Genomic DNA, 16,832 nt, shown 5'->3' with positions numbered 1-16,832 from the left:
CGATCACCCTCTTCAGTAGGTGATCGTGGCGGTGACCGTATCCAGGTAGGAACCGGCCGCGGCGTTGTTCACGCTGGGATTGAGCACGCGGCCGTACACGTTGTAGGCCTGTGGCAGGCCCGTGCCCACTGCGGCAACGGTGTTGGTGGCCGTCGTAGCGCCCCAGACGTTGGTGCGTCCCGCGTCCTGGTACAGCTGATAGCCGACGAAGTTGTTGGTGGTCACGCCTGCATCGACGTTGCGCATGCGGCGTGTGGTGACATCACCGGCGGTCGCGGCGTTGCTGCCGGCGTTCAGGGCGATCGAGTACGGCGTCAGCGCGGAGCACTGCGCGGTGATGGTGCCTTGGGCCAGCACCGGTGCGGTGGCCGTGGACGCTACCGTGCCGAAATCGACGTCGGTAGGGGCGGCCGCGGCAATGGTGCACGACGTCGTGATGGCGATACGCACATTGAACGTGACGCTGTTCTGCGCGAGGGCGGGCAGGGCCGCAGCTGCGAGGCAGAGGGTCAGGCCACTGAGGGCGAGACGGCCGAAACTACGAGTAGAGCGCATGGGCGGGATCTCCTTGGACCCTTCAGGGTCCTGAACCGGGGCGATGCAGTCGAACGCGTTGTTACATGTCGTTTATAACAAGCCGTCGTGGGCGCGAAGTGAGCGCATTCAGACCTACGTCACACTTTTGACCCATCGGCAGCGAGCCGCGAGGCCAAACCTTCGCTGTCGGTCCGTGCAGGAACCCGTTCAGCATCGGCGCCGGATCGGCGATAATGGTCCCCATGAGCGTAAATCTGAAAACCCCCCAGGAAATCGAACTGATGCGTGAGGCTGGCCGTCTGGCCAGTGAGGTGCTGGACATCGTCACGCCCTTCGTCAAGCCCGGTGTCACCACCGAAGAGCTGGACCGCATCTGCCATGATCACATCGTCAACGTGCAGAAGACCGTGCCGGCCAACGTCGGCTATCGTGGCTTCCCGAAGAGCGTGTGCACCTCGGTGAACAACGTGATCTGCCACGGCATCCCGAGCGAAGCGAAGGTGTTGAAGGACGGCGACATCGTCAACATCGACGTCACGGTGATCAAGGACGGCTGGCACGGCGATACCAGCCGCATGTATTACGTCGGTACGCCGTCGGTCATGGCCAAGCGCCTGGTCGATGCGACCTATGAAGCCATGTGGCGCGGCATCCGTGCAGTGAAGCCGGGCGCAACGCTGGGTGACATCGGCCATGCGATCCAGAGCTATGCCGAGGGCGAGCGCTTCAGCGTGGTGCGCGAGTACTGCGGCCACGGCATCGGCAAGGTCTACCACGATGAGCCGCAGGTGGTGCACTACGGCCGCCCCGGCCAGGGCCTGGTGCTGCAGCCGGGCATGACCTTCACCATCGAACCGATGATCAACGAGGGCACCCGCTACAACAAGGTGCTGCCCGATGGCTGGACCGTGGTGACCAAGGATCGCAAGCTGTCGGCGCAGTGGGAACACATGGTCGCGGTCACCGAGACCGGTGTTGACGTACTGACCCTGTCCCCCGGCGAATCGCAGGTCGCCTGACGATGTTGCCGGCGGGTTCGATGCTGGACGCGCCGGCAGACTCTGCTCCGGATGCCGACTGGGCCGCTGCGGCGCGTCAGGCGCTGCAGCAGGCCGATGCGCGGCTGCATCGGCGTTTCGACCAGGGTGATCGCATCGAGCGCTTGCTTGCGCTGCGCGCGCGCGCGGCGGACCACCTGATCCGCCTGGCGTGGCAGCGCTGCATGCCGCCCGGCGATGCATTGGCGATGTTCGCCGTGGGCGGCTATGGGCGCGGCGAATTGTTCCCGCGTTCTGACGTCGATGTGCTCGTGCTGGGCGAAACCAGCGCGCAGCACGCGGCAGAAGGCGGTCTGTCACGGCTGTTCGCCCTGTTGTGGGATTGTGGGCTGCCGGTCAGCCATGCGGTGCGTTCGCTGCAGCAATGCCGTGAGGCCGCGGCCGACCAGACCGTGCTGACGGCACTGATCGAAGCCCGCCCGCTGGTGGCCGGCGATGCCGCGCGACGCGCGCTGCGGCAGGCGATGAATGATGGCACCTTGTGGCCGCCACGCGCCTTCTTCCTGGCCAAGCTGGACGAGCTGCGCACGCGTCATGCGCGCTTTGGCGATACCGCCGATAACCTGGAGCCGGATCTGAAGGACGGACCGGGCGGGCTGCGTGATCTCAATACGCTGGGCTGGATGGCGCTTCGTGCGTTTGGCGTACGTGACCTGGAAGCGCTGGTCGGCTTGGGTCATCTGGGCGCCGACGAGGCTGCTGCGCTGCACCGCGAACGCGGCGTGCTGGCCGGGCTGCGTTACGGCCTGCACCTGGTCGCCGGCCGGCCCGAAGAGCGCCTGCGTTTCGACTACCAGAAAACGTTGGCCGCGCGCCTGGGCTTCGCCGACGACATCGAAAGCCTGGGCGTCGAGAAGATGATGCAGGGCTTCTACCGCGCCGCGTCGGTGGTGCGCCGGATCAGCGACCGGCTGCTGCAGCGCTTCGAAGAACAGTTCGACGGCGAAGCCGTGCCCGAGCCGCTGACCGTCGGCTTCTCGCTGCGCCGGGGTTATCTGGCTGCCAATGATGCACACTGGCCCGACGATGACATCAGCGCGATTTTCTCCCTGTTTTCCAGTTGGGCCAACAACGCGCAGGTGCGCGGGCTGCACTCACTGACTGCACGTGCCTTGGCAGAAGCCCTGCCGCAGTTGCCCAGCTTCGAGCAGGCTACCCAGGCCGCCCGCCAGCAGTTCCTGTCGCTGCTGCGCCAGCCACGACCGGTGGATACGCTGTCGCGCATGGCCCGGCTGGGCGTACTGGGGCAATGGATTCCCGCGTTTGCGCAGGTGAGCGGGCGGATGCAGTTCGATCTGTTCCATGTCTATACCGTGGACCAGCACACCCTGATGGTGCTGCGGAACATCGGCGAATTTTCCAGCAGCCGCGCGGCGGAGCGGTTCTCCATCGCCCACGAAGTGTGGCCGCGTCTGCGGCGGCCGGAGCTCCTGCTGCTGGCCGGGCTGTTCCACGACATCGCCAAAGGTCGAGGCGGAGATCATTCCGAACTCGGTGCGGTGGATGCACGGCAGTTCTGCCAGGCACTCGAACTGGGTGCAGCGGACACCGATCTGGTGGCGTGGCTGGTGGAGCAGCACCTGCGCATGTCGGTGACCGCGCAGAAGCAGGACATCTCCGACCCGGCAGTCATCCATCGCTTTGCCAGCCTGGTGGCTACACGTGAGCGGCTGGATTATCTGTACCTGCTCACCTGCGCGGATATCGCCGGCACCAGCCCCAAGCTGTGGAATGCGTGGAAAGACCGGCTGCTCGCCGACCTGTATTTCGCGACCCGTCGCGCGCTGCGCGAGGGCCTGGAGCCGCCGCTGCCAGCAGCCGAGCGGGTTGCCGAAGCACGCGATACCGTGCGCCAACTGGTGCGCGAGCACGGCTACGACGATGCCACCATCGACCGCCAGTTCGCGGTGATGCCCGATGAAAGCTTCATCCGCCTGCGCCCGGAACAGTTGGCCTGGCAGGCGGCCGCGTTGGTGCCCGTGCGCCAGGGGCATACGCTGGTGAAGGTGCGGCCGATCAGCGTCGATGACCCGGCACTGGAAGTGTTCGTGCATTCGCCCGACCGTGACGGTCTGTTCGCGGCCATCGTCATGACGCTGGACCGCAAGGGCTACGGCATCCACCGCGCGCGCGTACTGGACGGCCCGTCGGACACGATCTTCGATACGTTCGAAGTCAATCCGGCCGACACCTACGCCGATGGCGACCCGCTGCGGCTGGAGGTTGCCCTGCGCGACGCGCTGTCGGGCGATCTGTCGCAGTTGCGCCCCTCGCGTCGGGCCATTCCCCGTCAGCTTCGCCACTTCCGTTTCGCCCCGCGCATCGAGTTCCGCGATGAGGCCGGCGAAGCGGCAGGAACCCGTTTCAGCCTGGTGGCACCGGACCGCCCTGGCCTGCTGGCTGACGTGGCGCACGTGCTGCGCAACCAAGGCCTGCGTGTGCACGATGCACGCATTGCCACGTTCGGCGAACGCGCCGAAGACACCTTCGTGATCAGTGATGAGCACGACCTCCCCCTTGATGAAACCGCCAGGCAGCAGTTGCAGGACGCGATGTTGTCCTGCCTGGACCCTGACATAAACGCCGGAGATACCCCCTGATGGCCACCAAGCCGAGCAAGAAAGCGTCCCCCCAGCCGAAGGCGGGTCAGGCACCTGTTGCCACCCCGACCGCGTCAGCGAAGAAGAAGGCCGCCGGCACGGCCAAGGTCGCCAAGGCGGCACCGGCAGCGGCGGCAACGAAGAAGCCGGCAGCGCGCAAGGCCGTGAGCAAGAAGGTGCCGGTCGAGAAGGCGCGGGCGGACAATATCGCGCGCAAGTCGCTGCGCAAGCCGCCGGCGCCCGGTGTGTCAGAGCTGAAGTTCGGTATCGAAAGCGCGTTCGAGCGCCGTGCCACGCTCACCCTGCACGAGCTTGAAGGCTCCACCAAGCCGCTGGTCAACCGGGTCATCGACGGGCTGGAAAGCGGCGAGTTCCGCGTGGCCGAGCCGGACGGGCAGGGGGGCTGGAAGGTCAACGAGTGGCTGAAGAAAGCCGTACTGCTGTATTTCCGGGTCAACGACATGGCGGTGGTCGATGCACGTCCTGCACCGTTCTGGGACAAGGTGGAATCGCGCTTCGCCGGTTACGATGAAGCGAAGTTCCGCCGTGGCGGCGTGCGCGTGGTGCCAGGTGCGATCGCACGCCGCGGCACGTATTTCGGCAAGGATGTCGTGCTCATGCCGAGCTTCACCAACATTGGTGCCTATGTGGGCGAAGGCACCATGGTCGATACGTGGGCCACGGTGGGATCATGCGCGCAGATCGGCCAGCACTGCCATCTGTCCGGGGGCGCCGGCATCGGCGGCGTGCTGGAACCGCTGCAGGCCAGCCCGACGATCATCGAAGACCATTGCTTCATCGGCGCGCGTTCGGAAGTGGTGGAGGGCGTGGTCGTCGGCCATCACAGCGTGATCGGCATGGGCGTCTTCCTGAGCCAGAGCACCCGCATCTACAACCGCGCCACCGGCGAAGTCAGCTACGGCTACATTCCGCCGTACAGCGTAGTGGTGTCCGGGTCGCTGCCGTCCGCCGATGGCAGCCATTCGCTGTACTGCGCGGTGATCGTCAAGCAGGTGGACGCCAGGACCCGCAGCAAGACCAGCGTCAACGACCTGCTGCGCGGCCTGGCTGACTGATCGCGATGACCACGACCGTCTACGGGCTGAAGAACTGCGATACCTGCAAGAAGGCGACGAAGTGGCTCGACCGCTTCGCCGTTCCTTACGTATTCGTTGATTACCGCGACGCCAAGCCGGACCCGGATACCTTGATGGCCTGGGCGGCGCAGCTTGGCGGCCTGGGCGCCATGGTGAACCGGTCTTCGACCACGTGGCGGCAGTTGCCGGACAACCGCAAGGCAGCTGCCTCCGATGCGGAGTGGAAGCTGCTGCTGCGCGAGTATCCACAGCTGATCAAACGTCCGGTGGTCGTGACCGGGGACGGCACGGTCAGCCAGGGATTCACCGACAACGGCTTCAAGGCACGCTTCGGAGTCGGTGCGTGAGCGCGGTGCTCGAGCTGGCCTGCGATCTGATCGCGCGCCCGTCGGTCACGCCGGAAGACGCCGGCTGCCAGCAATTGATCGGCGGCCGCCTGCAGGCGGCTGGTTTTTCCTGCGAGCACCTGCGGCTGGGCGAGGTCGACAACCTGTGGGCCACCCATGGCAGCGGAGCGCCGGTGCTGGTGCTGCTCGGCCACACCGATGTGGTGCCCACCGGCCCGGCCGCGGACTGGGCCAGCGATCCCTTTGTTCCGACGGTCCGCGATGGCGTGCTGTATGGGCGTGGCGCTGCAGACATGAAAGGCAGCGTGGCCGCGTTCGTGATCGCTGCAGAGCAGTTCGTTGCCGCACATCCTGATCATCCAGGCACCTTGGCGGTGCTGTTGACCAGCGACGAGGAGGGCGATGCCATCGACGGCGTTCGCCACGTCGCGCGCTTGTTCGCCGAACGCGGCCAGCGCATCGACTGGTGCATAACCGGCGAGCCGTCGTCCACTGCGCGCCTGGGCGATCTGTTGCGGGTGGGCCGACGTGGCAGCCTGTCGGCAAAACTGCGTGTGCAGGGGGTACAGGGCCACGTGGCTTATCCGGAGAAAGCACGCAATCCGATCCATCTCGCTGCCCCGGCACTGGCCGAGCTGGCGGCGCGTCACTGGGATGATGGCTTCGAAAGTTTTCCACCGACCAGTCTGCAGGTGTCCAACATCCAGGCCGGTACCGGGGCCAACAACGTGATCCCGGGCCACCTCCAGGTGGACTTCAATCTGCGTTACAACCCGCATTGGAACGCGGACAAGCTGGAGCGGGAGATCGCCGCGCTGCTGGATCGGCATGACTTGGACTACACGCTGGCCTGGCACCGCAGCGGAGAGCCGTTCTATACGCCGGAAGGCACACTGCGTCGCGTAGCGCGCGAGGTGCTGGGCGAGTTCGCCGGTGCCGCGCCGGAAGAGAGCACCGGGGGCGGTACCTCCGACGCACGCTTCATCGCCCCGCTGGGCGCACAGTGCATCGAAGTAGGGCCCGTCAACGCCAGCATCCATCAAGTAGACGAAAACGTAGCCCTCGCCGATCTGGAGGCGCTGCCCGCGCTGTACCAGCGTCTGGTCGAGCGCCTGCTGGCGGGATAGAGCCGCTTGGTAGAGCTGCTTGGTAGAGCCGACTTCAGTCGGCTGCCCCCACCCGCACGCGCCCACCCATTCCGCCGAGCACGGCTCGGCGCTACCAAAGCCCATTCACCGCTCGCCCGCTAGCGCCGAGCCACGCTCGGCGAGCGCAGCGGCGGCCGTGGCGTCTACCGCGCGTCAGTCGAACGTCCAGAACGGCGGCTCTATGCTTTTGCGCCATATCGCCTCGCCGGCCAGGTGAAAATCCTGGGCATGGGCCTTTGCGAACCACCCGGCAGCTGCATCCAGATCGCGCGTCACGCCCGCCCGGCCACGACCCAGCAGCAATCCGCTGAAGTACTGCCCGTAAACGTTGCCCCGGTTGCCGGCCCGCTCATACCACTGGAGCGCCTGCACGCCATCGCGCTCCAGTCCGATACCGGTCTCAAGCAGTGCGCCCAGATCCACCTGAGCCTCCACATCCCCGGCCTGCGCACGTGCCCGGATATCGGTGACCAACGGATGCTCCTGTCCGTGCTGCGGTGCGACGGCCTGTGGCAGTCGCGAAGATTCCGACGACATGTGGTTGTACACCGTTGCCCTCAGGTCCCAGCGCAGTGCTTGCCGCGCATCGCCCTGGAGTCGGTGGAACCGTGCCAGTTCCAGCATCGCCAACGCATTTCCGTGCTCGGCCGAAGCGCGGTACGCGCGTTCCGCGCGACGCGGCGACGCCCGCAACGGCGACGCCTGCACGATATCCGGGCCATCACCGTGCAGCAGTTGACCACTCTCCCAGATGCGCCCCAATGCCGACTCGGCGCGCGTGGTATCGAAGGTCCGTGGCGTCACCGCCGCAGCGCGCTCGTACCAGTACACCGCACGCGGATCATTGAATATTTCATAGCGCTGGGCCGCCTCCAACGCACTATCGACACGCCCATCGGCGGCCTCGCGCTCGATCTGCGCAGCGTGGGCGATAGGCGTACGCGGCACACTGCTGCAGGCCTGCAGCAGCACCATGATGACAAGGCCGAAAGGCAAGATACGTAGTTTCATCCCACCCATTATCCGCGCAACGGCGCCCACGGTCCCGCTCGCATCGCGCGGTCCCGCGCTTCCTCTTTTTTCCGCGGCTGCCGGCCATCGGAATCTGTCAGGGGCCGGACGGGGAGGGAATGCGGGGCCTTGAGCGGCAGGAGCCGCGAAGAGCTCCATGGACGGATTCACGCGTGCCCCGCATTGCCTCCCCGTCCGGTCCACGTCGCAGCCCGTTTCCCGGCCCGCCACCGCGAGGGGCTCCGCCGCTCGATGACCGTTCGTTGCCAACGCAACAGTTGCACCCGCCGCACAGGCGCGCTACGTTCAATCCCATGCACCGCCACCTGGCCACCGCCGTCACCACCACCAACCGCAATAATCTGCGCGCGAATAATCGTGCGCGGCCGATGCGGGACTGCGCCCAGGGTAGATAAAGCACCATCACACCCGGACACCAGAAACCCGCATCGGCCGATGCGGGTTTTTTTGTGCCCGGAGCAGACCCCGGGCCAGGGTGGCCGGTCGAACACCCCCATCGCGTATACACCCCCAAACAGGAGTTGCACCCCATGTGTTCGATCTTCGGATTATTCGGCCTGCAGGCCGGCGACGACCTCCCCGCGCTGCGTCGCCACGCGCTGGAATCCTCGCAGCGTCAGCGCCATCGCGGACCGGATTGGAGCGGGGTCTATCTCGATGACGGCGCCCTGCTGGTGCACGAGCGCCTCGCCATCGTCGACGCGGCCGGCGGCTCGCAGCCGCTGCTGTCCGAAGACGGAGAACTGGCGCTGGCGGTCAACGGCGAAATCTACAACCACCAGCAACTGAAGGCCGAGCTCACCCAGCCCTACGCGTTCCAGACCGGTTCGGACTGCGAGGTCATCAATGCGCTGTACCGCGAGGGTGATCCGACGCGCTGGCTGGAACGTATCAACGGCATCTTCGCCTTCGCCCTGTGGGACAAGGCGAAGGCGCGCGTTTTGATCGCGCGCGACCCGATCGGCGTGGTGCCGCTGTACTGGGGCCATGACGCGCAGGGACGGCTGCGGGTGGCGTCCGAACTGAAGGCATTGGTCGACACCTGTGCCGACGCCGCGCAGTTCCCACCCGGCCACTTCTACGACAGCGCCAGCGATGAACTGGTGCGCTACTACCAGCCGGCCTGGCGTGAGTACGATGCCGTGCAGGGCACGCCGGTGGATCTGGCCGAACTGCGCGTTGCCTTTGAGCGTGCGGTTGAACGCCAGTTGATGAGCGATGTGCCGTACGGCGTCCTGCTGTCCGGCGGACTGGATTCGTCACTGGTGGCGGCCGTGGCGGCGCGTTATGCGCGCAGGCGCATTGAAGACGGCGGCGAGAGCGAGGCGTGGTGGCCGCGCCTGCATTCCTTCGCCATCGGCCTGAAGGGCTCACCCGACCTGGCCGCCGCGGCCATCGCCGCCGAAGCGTTGGGCACCGTGCACCACGGCTTTGAATACACCTTCGAAGAAGGCCTGGACGTCCTGCCGGAGGTGATCCGTCATATCGAGACCTATGATGTCACCACCATCCGGGCGTCGACGCCGATGTTTCTGCTCGCACGTCGGATCAAGGCGATGGGGGTGAAGATGGTGCTGTCGGGCGAGGGCAGCGACGAAATCTTCGGGGGCTACCTGTACTTCCACAAGGCGCCGGATGCACGTGAGTTCCATGCCGAGCTGGTGCGCAAGCTTGATGCGCTGAGCAACTACGACTGCCTGCGCGCGAACAAGTCGATGATGGCGTGGGGTGTCGAGCCGCGCGTGCCGTTCCTGGACCGCGAGTTCCTCGATGTGGCGATGCGTTTCGATGCCGTGCACAAGATGGTGGGCAGCGATGCATCTGGCGGGCGCCGGGTGGAAAAGGGCGTGCTGCGCGCAGCCTTCGAAGGTTACCTGCCGGACAGCATCCTGTGGCGTCAGAAAGAGCAGTTCAGCGATGGCGTGGGCTATGGGTGGATCGACGGCCTGAAGGCGCACGCCGAGGCGCAGGTCAGTGACCGGGTGCTGGCCGCGGCGGACAAGCGCTTCCCGCACAACCCACCGCAGACCAAAGAAGCGTATTACTACCGCCACGTGTTCGAGCAGTATTTCCCCAGCCATGCCGCCGCCGAAACGGTGCCCGGTGGCAAGTCGATCGCCTGCTCGTCGCCGGCGGCCATTGCGTGGGATGCCAGCTTCGCCAACGCGGCAGACCCGTCAGGCCGCGCGATTGCCGGCGTGCACGAATCCGCGCTGGCGTAACCCGTCCGATTCGGCGCTGCCCTGGCGGGGCAGATCCGCCGGGTAGAGCCGACTTCAGTCGGCTGCCCCCAAGCCACGCGCGCTGACCCGTTCCGCCGAGCACGGCTCGGCGCTACCAAAGCCCGTTCACCGGTCGCCCGGTAGCGCCGAGCCGTGCTCGGCGAGCGCAGCGGTTGCATTCGGAGGTAAATGGAACGCGTTGGCGGAGACGTGATGGCAACGACAGCCGACTGAAGTCGGCTCTACCACGTCGGCTCTACCGGATCAGCGTGCGGGCTTCAGGGTCAGTGTGTGTGTGGTCGGACCCGGCAGGAACGGGGTGGGGCGCCCGTGCACGTAGTCGTCGTGGCCGGCGGCCCAGAACGGTGACAGGGGATGTCCACTCTGGCCGCCCGGCATGTGGATGATGCCGTCGGCTTCGTGCCCGGGTGATACCACCATGCGCTGCGATGCACCGAAGGCGGGACCTTGCACGCGCGGCATGTTGTTGTCGCCAGGCAGCGGATCGGCTGGCATGCACAGCCAGCGCTGCGCCAGCGCAGGCAACGCGCGGCTGATCGGGTGACAGATCGCCGCCGTATTGCGTTCGCCCCAGGTGCGCTCGGCCAGCGGTCCCTGCGCGGACAGACTGGTTTCCAGGCCCTTCGCCGCATCGATCAGCAGGGCATCCCACGTGGCATATGTCGCCGGCAGCAGATGCGCCGGGCGCTGGCTGACCAACGGCCACAGCACCCCTTCGAACTGCACCAGATTCGGCTCCAGCCATTCCTCGCCTAGTGCCTGTTTCGCCGGTGCCAACAGTCCGGCGGTTACGGCATCCTGCACCCTGCCACGGAATCCGCGGACCATCCGGTAGCTCACCGAATCCACGGACGCATGGCCGTCCCAGACGCGGGTGACGGCTTCCAGCCGTTGCAGCGCTGGATCCTGCGAATCCTTCACCACAGTGCGCAACACGACCCACCAGCGCTGCAGGAACAAGGCCCGATCGTCGAGCTGGATGGCCAGCAGGTCTTTCTCCGTGAAGCGCTCGCTGGCCTGCAGTGCATCGCGGATCTGTCCCGCACGTGCACCGAGGTCATACCCTGCGTCACCGGCAATCGTCAGCTCGGCACCATCCAGCACACGCCCGTTGGCGGTCCACAGTCGCTGCCCGGGGGGATCGATCAACGAAGGGGCTGCATCACTGCGGATCGGCCACGCGGCGCAACCGGCATGCGGCAGCGCATGCATGTCGGCCGGCAGGCAGTCAGCCGTGCGCGCAGGCCGTGCACCCAGCAGTCGCCACGCGATGCGTCCACTGCTGTCGGCCAGCAACAGATTCTGCGCCGGAATGCGCGTGCGGTCGGCGACGCGCAGCGCAGCGTCCAGGTCTCCCGCGCGCGCCAGATCAGCGAGCGCCAGGCTGATCGCACCGGGCTGGTGTGCGACCCAGCGCAGTGCCTCGCCCGAGCCATCCGGACGCTGATGCAGCACCGGCCCCCATGCCGTCTCGCGCACGATGAAGTCCACGGGGTCGCCGCCCGCCACCTCGATGCGTTCGCGGTGTTCGGTCATCGAGGCCCCTGCGGGGACCGGCTGGAAATCGGCGGTATCGATGAAGCTGTTGGTGAAGCCCCAGGCAACGTGGCCGTTGCTGCCGACCACGATGGCGGGCAGGCCGGGCAGTGAGAACCCACTGACATCCACCCGCCCACCCGGTGCCTGGGCATCGGGGTAGCGCAGGCGCACGCGGAACCAGATGTTCGGGGCGCGCTGTCCCAGGTGCATGTCGTCGGCCAGGATGGCGCGGCCATCCGCCGTCAGCGCGCCGGCCACGGCGAAATTGTTGCTGCCGGTGACGTCCTTTTCCGCAGCAGGGGCCACCGGCCCGGAGGGCAGTGCGCGCAGGTCCAGCACATCGGCACCGGGCAGCGTCGCATCGCCGCGCGCATCACCCATCAACGGTGCGTCCCAGCTGCTGCCGCCGTGGCTGAGCAGCCCATACAGCGCGGGTGGCATCACCTCGCGCAGGCGACGGTAGGCCAGCTCGTTCTGGTTCGAAGGATCCTGCAGGTCGGCGTACATGGCATAGCCGGTCAGCAGGCTGTCGCTGGCCTGCCACGGGGTGGGGCGCTGGCGCAGCAGCAGATAGGGCCAGGGCCGCACGCGCAGCCCGGACATGCCCTCGTTCACGCCCTCGACGTACGCGCGCAGCTCGGCACTGACCGGCTCGCGCGCTGCCCGGTCACGCAGGCGATGCACGCGCATGCGCTTGTCCAGATCCAGTGCAGCAGGACCGAACAGGGCGGACAATTCACCGGCGGCACTGCGCCGCATCAGGTCCATCTCGAAGCCGCGTTCCTGCGCATGCACCTGGCCCAGCGCGCGCATGACATCGATCTGGCTGCTGCCTTCGAGGGTCACGACCCCCAATGCATCGCGGGTGATCGTCACCGGTGCCTGCAGCCCGGTAAGGGAGGCCTCGCCGTCCAGCGGCGCCAGGCTGCCACGCAGCATCCACCATGCCGAACTACCCGCAGCCACCAGCACGACGACGAACAACCAGAACAAGCGCAACAACCATCGACGCATGGGACGCTTCCTTGCCGGACCGGGGGTGAACCGATTGTAGCCACCCTTCAGGACAGATCGCAGGAGAGACGCGACTGCGATTGATTCCGATTAGATCACCGGATTTCTGGATAGGGCACCATGGCGTCATCGAGTCACAGGAGCATCCCCCATGAAAGGCAACCCGGACGTCATCGCCTGCCTGAAAGAACTGTTGCGCGGCGAGCTTGCCGCCCGCGACCAGTACTTCATCCATTCCCGCCGTTACGAGGACCAGGGCCTGTTCGCGCTGTACGAACGCCTGAACCACGAAATGCAGGAGGAGACCGAGCATGCCGATGCGCTGCTGCGGCGCATCCTGTTCTTGGGCGGCGACCCGGACATGCGCGCGCACGCCTTCGAGCCCGGCGTCACCGTCGAGGAGATGCTGCGCAAGGACCTGGATACCGAGTACGCGGTGCGCAACAACCTGGCTGCCGGTATGAAGCTGTGCGAAGCCAACGGTGACTATGTCAGCCGCGACATGTTGCTGGTACAGCTGAAGGACACCGAGGAAGACCACGCGTGGTGGCTGGAGCAGCAGTTGGGTCTGATCCAGCGCATCGGCCTGGAGCTTTACCAGCTGAGCAAGATCGACGGCAAGGGCGCTGTCGCGCACTAACCGTGTAGCCAGCCAGCCTCGCGCCAGCCAGCAATGAAAAAGCCGGGGATTCCCCGGCTTTTTTGTGTCTGACAATGCGTTGGTGGAGCTGGCTGGTGGGCTGACGGGTGGCACCGTTTGGTGGGGCTGACGGGTGGCACCGTTTGGTGGGGCGACGGGTCACACCGTTTGGTGGGGGCGACGGGTGGCACCGACTGGTGGGGCTGACGGGTGGCACCGACTGGTAGAGCCGACTTTAGTCGGCTTCTCCGGACCAGCCGACTGAAGTCGGCTCTACCAAGGGAGCAGCCGACTGAAGTCGGCTCTACCCGCAGGCAGGACGGAGTCAGCTCACTCCACCGACAGCCCTTCCACCTTCTGCCAGCCACGCGGCAGCAGGTGGCCGCGCGTGGCACGCGTGCCCAGGTAGGTGTCGAGCTCGCTGAACTTCAGGCCCATCGTGCGCTGGCCGCTGCGGACCTGCAGGGTCTGGCCAGGGCTGATCGCCACCACCGCCACCACCCGCTCGGTGGCCAGCTTGGCCTTCGGGATCTCGATGATCTTGTTGCCCTTGCCCTTGTCCAGTTCCGGCAGGTCGCTGGCGGCGATGGCCAGCAGGTTGCCCGAACTGGTCACCGCGACGATGCGGTCCGTGTCCACGTTGGCCAATACGGCCGGCTGCAGCACCGACGAGCCCGACGCGAGGTTCAGCATCGCCTTGCCGGCCTTGTTGCGGCCGATCAGGTTCTCGAAGCGGGTCACGAAGCCATAGCCGTGCGTGGAGGCCAGCACGAAGCGTCCGGTCGGTTCGGCGCTCGCCAGGGTGACGAAACTCGTCCCCGATGCAGGCGAAAAGCGCCCGGTCAGCGGCTCGCCATTGCCGCGGGCCGAGGGCAGGGTGTGCACCGCGGTGGAATAGGCGCGGCCCTCACTGTCGAGGAAGGCGACCTGCTGCGTGCTGCGGGCGCGGACCGAAGCCAGCAGGCTGTCACCGTCGCGATAGTTCAGCGATGACGGGTCCACGTCGTGGCCCTTGGCCGCGCGGATCCAGCCCTTCTCCGACAGCACGACGGTCATCGGCTCGCTCGGTACCAGCTCGGTTTCATCGATGGCCTGTGCCGCACCGCGCTGCACCAGCGGCGAACGACGTGCGTCGCCGAACTTCTTGGCATCGGCCGTCAGTTCGTCCTTGATCAGCTTCTTCAGCTTGGCCTTGCTGTCCAGGATGCCGAGGATCTTGTCGCGTTCCTTGGCCAGCTCATCCTGCTCGCCGCGGATCTTCATTTCTTCCAGGCGCGCAAGCTGCTTCAGCTTGGTTTCCAGGATGTACTCGGCCTGGTCGTCGGACAGGCCGAAGCGCGCGATCAGTGCGGCCTTCGGTTCGTCTTCGGTCCGGATGATGTGGATCACTTCATCCAGGTTGAGGAAGGCGACCAGCAGGCCTTCCAACAGGTGCAGGCGACGCTCGACCTTCTGCAGGCGATGCTGCAGGCGGCGGACCACGGTGCTGCTGCGGAACGCCAGCCATTCGCTGAGCAGGGTCTTGAGGTTCTTCACCTGCGGGCGGCCGTCCAGGCCGATCACGTTGAGGTTCACCCGGTAGCTGCGTTCCATGTCCGTGGTGGCGAACAGGTGGCCCATCAGCTGGTCGGCATCGACGCGGTTGGAACGCGGCACCAGCACCACCCGTACCGGGTTGGCGTGGTCGGACTCATCGCGCACGTCTTCGATCCACGGCAGCTTCTTGGCCCGCATCTGTGCGGCGATCTGTTCGATCACCTTGGACGGCGACACCTGGAAGGGCAGGGCGTTGACCACCACGTTGCCGTTCTCTTTCAGGTAGGTCGCCCGCGCACGCACGCTGCCGTGGCCGGTTTCATACAGGTGCAGCAGATCGGCGGCGGGGGTGATGATCTCCGCGTTGGACGGGTAGTCCGGCCCCTTCACGTGCTCGCACAGGTCGCGCACGCTGGCATCGGGATCTTCCAGCAGATGCAGCAGCGCGCTGACGATCTCGTTGAGGTTATGCGGGGGCACATCGGTGGCCATGCCCACGGCGATGCCGGTAGTGCCGTTGAGCAGCAGGTGCGGCAGCCGCGCCGGCATCCAGGTCGGCTCCTGCATGGTGCCGTCGAAGTTCGGCGTCCAGTCGGTCGTGCCGTGGCCGAGCTCGCCCAGCAGCACTTCCGCGATCGGGGTCAGCTTGGATTCGGTGTAGCGCATCGCGGCGAACGACTTCGGGTCATCGCTGGAACCGAAGTTGCCCTGGCCTTCGATCAGGGGATAGCGGTACGAGAACGGCTGGGCCATCAGCACCAGTGCCTCGTAGCAGGCGCTGTCGCCATGCGGATGGTACTTGCCGATGACATCGCCGACGGTGCGCGCGGACTTCTTCGGTTTGGAACCTGCGTTCAGGCCCAGCTCGCTCATCGCATAGATGATGCGGCGCTGCACGGGCTTGAGGCCGTCGCCGAGGAAGGGCAGCGCACGGTCCAGGACCACATACATCGAGTAGTCGAGGTAGGCGCGCTCGGCATATTCGCGCAGCGGCAGCTGTTCGAAGCCGTGGAAGACGGGGCGGGCAAGATCGGTCATGCGGGGTTGTTACCTGTGTTCGGAGGCGGCGACGGGCGTCGCCCTCGCAATAGGGTGATTATCCGGATGCGGCCGGAGAAGCCAAGCCGCGCGGTGGATCGAGTCCCTGCGCTGCCCGTGCAAGATAGCGTCCCGGCGGCACGCCGAAGTGGCGGCGGAACACCGTGACGAACGCGCTGGAACTGCTGAAGCCCAGCCCGTGGGCGATATCGGCCACCGGTCGTCCTTCGCTGAGCTGGCGCAGCGCCTCGGCCAAGCGGGCCTGTTGCCGCCAATGGGAGAAGCTGAGCGTGGTCTCCTCGCGGAAATGGCGGGTCAATGAGCGGGTCGACAGGCCTGCCCACGCGGCCCACTGCGCAAGACTGCGGTCATCGGCGGGGTCGGCGAGCAGCTGGGAGGCGATCTTCAGCAGGCGCCTGTCGCGCGGCATGGGCAGGTGCATCCGTTGTCGCGGGGCCGTGCGCAGCTCGTCAAGCAGCACCTCCACCAGGTGCTGCTGGCGCGAAGTGACGCGCTCGGCAGGTGTCCATCCGCATACCCGCAAGGCCACGGCCTGCAGCAGGGGGGAGATGCCGATCACACAGGGATCAGCGGGCAGGTCATGGCACAACGTCGGCGCCAGCACCATGCCCCAGCCCCGCAGAGGCCCGTCGATGGCCACGGTGTGCGGTTCGCCCGCAGGCATCCAGCCCGCCGAGCCTGGCGCCAGCGACCACGTGCCGTGATGCGTACGCGTGGTCAGCAGACCACTTTCCACGCAGATAAGCTGGGCGCGGCCATGGGCATGCCAATCCACCTCATGCGCCAACCCTTTCGCGCTGTCGATGTGGAAGCCCACCACGGGCAGGCCATCCAGGCGCTCGAACCACTCCAGCGCGCTTTCCCGCATCACCTGCCGGGCGGCCACGAGGTCCGGACCCTGGCGTACCGGCAGTGGCACGTCCGGTGGACTGATGAGGGTCGCAAGTGGCTCGATAACACCATTCATTGGCTGGATTGTACT

General features: G+C 66.4%; 12 protein-coding genes. 7 read left to right on the top strand and 5 right to left on the bottom strand.

Features of this window, described 5'->3' with window-relative positions; translation table 11 throughout:
- Positions 1-12: 12 nt before the first annotated feature.
- Positions 13-555 carry a spore coat U domain-containing protein gene (locus tag ICJ04_RS12545; protein WP_188324563.1) on the bottom strand — a complete coding sequence of 181 codons (543 nt, stop codon included), beginning with the start codon at positions 553-555 and terminating at the stop codon, positions 13-15.
- A 224-nt stretch (positions 556-779) separates the two neighbouring features.
- Here ICJ04_RS12545 and map point away from each other — a divergent pair, with 224 nt between their 5' ends.
- Genes map through dapE form a run of 5 tightly spaced genes read left to right on the top strand, consistent with a single transcriptional unit; the run spans position 780 to position 6,766 of the window.
- Positions 780-1,556: a type I methionyl aminopeptidase gene (map, locus tag ICJ04_RS12540; protein ID WP_197973995.1), complete on the top strand. Its 777-nt coding sequence runs from the start codon at positions 780-782 to the stop codon at positions 1,554-1,556.
- A 2-nt stretch (positions 1,557-1,558) separates the two neighbouring features.
- On the top strand, positions 1,559-4,195 hold the full coding sequence (locus tag ICJ04_RS12535) for a [protein-PII] uridylyltransferase (protein ID WP_188324561.1): 2,637 nt from the start codon (positions 1,559-1,561) through the stop codon (positions 4,193-4,195).
- A complete protein-coding gene (gene dapD, locus ICJ04_RS12530; protein WP_188324560.1) occupies positions 4,195-5,271 on the top strand; it encodes a 2,3,4,5-tetrahydropyridine-2,6-dicarboxylate N-succinyltransferase in 1,077 nt (358 codons plus the stop codon). Before ICJ04_RS12535 ends, dapD begins: the two co-directional genes overlap by 1 nt.
- Positions 5,272-5,276: 5 nt before the next feature.
- A complete protein-coding gene (locus ICJ04_RS12525; protein WP_188324559.1) occupies positions 5,277-5,639 on the top strand; it encodes a Spx/MgsR family RNA polymerase-binding regulatory protein in 363 nt (120 codons plus the stop codon).
- Positions 5,636-6,766 carry a succinyl-diaminopimelate desuccinylase gene (gene dapE, locus ICJ04_RS12520; RefSeq protein WP_188324558.1) on the top strand — a complete coding sequence of 377 codons (1,131 nt, stop codon included), beginning with the start codon at positions 5,636-5,638 and terminating at the stop codon, positions 6,764-6,766. The genes ICJ04_RS12525 and dapE overlap by 4 nt, the downstream gene beginning before the upstream one ends.
- A gap of 174 nt (positions 6,767-6,940) precedes the next feature.
- On the opposite strand, the gene ICJ04_RS12515 is transcribed toward dapE, so the two are convergent.
- Complete coding sequence (locus tag ICJ04_RS12515; RefSeq protein ID WP_188324557.1) at positions 6,941-7,798, bottom strand: tetratricopeptide repeat protein; 858 nt, start codon at positions 7,796-7,798, stop codon at positions 6,941-6,943.
- Positions 7,799-8,349: 551 nt separating this feature from the next.
- On the opposite strand from ICJ04_RS12515, the gene asnB reads away from it, so the two are divergent.
- Positions 8,350-10,041 (top strand): asparagine synthase B, encoded by a 1,692-nt coding sequence (gene asnB, locus ICJ04_RS12510; RefSeq protein ID WP_188324556.1) that lies wholly within the window; start codon positions 8,350-8,352, stop codon positions 10,039-10,041.
- 264 nt (positions 10,042-10,305) lie between these two features.
- Here asnB and ICJ04_RS12505 read toward each other — a convergent pair whose 3' ends face one another.
- Positions 10,306-12,615 (bottom strand): penicillin acylase family protein, encoded by a 2,310-nt coding sequence (locus ICJ04_RS12505; protein WP_188324555.1) that lies wholly within the window; start codon positions 12,613-12,615, stop codon positions 10,306-10,308.
- A gap of 151 nt (positions 12,616-12,766) precedes the next feature.
- Between ICJ04_RS12505 and bfr the strand changes: the two genes are divergently transcribed.
- The gene (gene bfr, locus ICJ04_RS12500) at positions 12,767-13,255 is read left to right on the top strand and encodes a bacterioferritin (RefSeq protein ID WP_188324554.1); all 489 of its coding nucleotides are present in this window, start codon (positions 12,767-12,769) and stop codon (positions 13,253-13,255) included.
- 330 nt (positions 13,256-13,585) lie between these two features.
- Here bfr and parC read toward each other — a convergent pair whose 3' ends face one another.
- Entirely contained in the window at positions 13,586-15,829 is a 2,244-nt protein-coding gene (parC, locus tag ICJ04_RS12495) for a DNA topoisomerase IV subunit A (RefSeq protein ID WP_188324553.1), read from the bottom strand.
- Between the two features lie 58 nt (positions 15,830-15,887).
- Positions 15,888-16,718: a helix-turn-helix transcriptional regulator gene (locus ICJ04_RS12490; RefSeq protein WP_223203071.1), complete on the bottom strand. Its 831-nt coding sequence runs from the start codon at positions 16,716-16,718 to the stop codon at positions 15,888-15,890.
- Between the last annotated feature and the right edge of the window lie 114 nt (positions 16,719-16,832).

The organism is Stenotrophomonas sp. 169 (genome assembly GCF_014621775.1).
Taxonomy (GTDB): Bacteria; Pseudomonadota; Gammaproteobacteria; order Xanthomonadales; family Xanthomonadaceae; genus Stenotrophomonas.
Note: the sequence above shows the minus strand (reverse complement) of the source record. Positions and strands in the feature narration are given on the sequence as shown.

What these genes read in the sequence shown, in the direction of transcription:
- ICJ04_RS12545 (WP_188324563.1), bottom strand. Translation starts at nt 555, where the DNA reads ATGCGCTCTACTCGTAGTTTCGGCCGTCTCGCCCTCAGTGGCCTGACC.
- map (WP_197973995.1), top strand. Translation starts at nt 780, where the DNA reads ATGAGCGTAAATCTGAAAACCCCCCAGGAAATCGAACTGATGCGTGAG.
- ICJ04_RS12535 (WP_188324561.1), top strand. Translation starts at nt 1,559, where the DNA reads ATGTTGCCGGCGGGTTCGATGCTGGACGCGCCGGCAGACTCTGCTCCG.
- dapD (WP_188324560.1), top strand. Translation starts at nt 4,195, where the DNA reads ATGGCCACCAAGCCGAGCAAGAAAGCGTCCCCCCAGCCGAAGGCGGGT.
- ICJ04_RS12525 (WP_188324559.1), top strand. Translation starts at nt 5,277, where the DNA reads ATGACCACGACCGTCTACGGGCTGAAGAACTGCGATACCTGCAAGAAG.
- ICJ04_RS12515 (WP_188324557.1), bottom strand. Translation starts at nt 7,798, where the DNA reads ATGAAACTACGTATCTTGCCTTTCGGCCTTGTCATCATGGTGCTGCTG.
- asnB (WP_188324556.1), top strand. Translation starts at nt 8,350, where the DNA reads ATGTGTTCGATCTTCGGATTATTCGGCCTGCAGGCCGGCGACGACCTC.
- ICJ04_RS12505 (WP_188324555.1), bottom strand. Translation starts at nt 12,615, where the DNA reads ATGCGTCGATGGTTGTTGCGCTTGTTCTGGTTGTTCGTCGTCGTGCTG.
- bfr (WP_188324554.1), top strand. Translation starts at nt 12,767, where the DNA reads ATGAAAGGCAACCCGGACGTCATCGCCTGCCTGAAAGAACTGTTGCGC.
- parC (WP_188324553.1), bottom strand. Translation starts at nt 15,829, where the DNA reads ATGACCGATCTTGCCCGCCCCGTCTTCCACGGCTTCGAACAGCTGCCG.
- ICJ04_RS12490 (WP_223203071.1), bottom strand. Translation starts at nt 16,718, where the DNA reads ATGCGGGAAAGCGCGCTGGAGTGGTTCGAGCGCCTGGATGGCCTGCCC.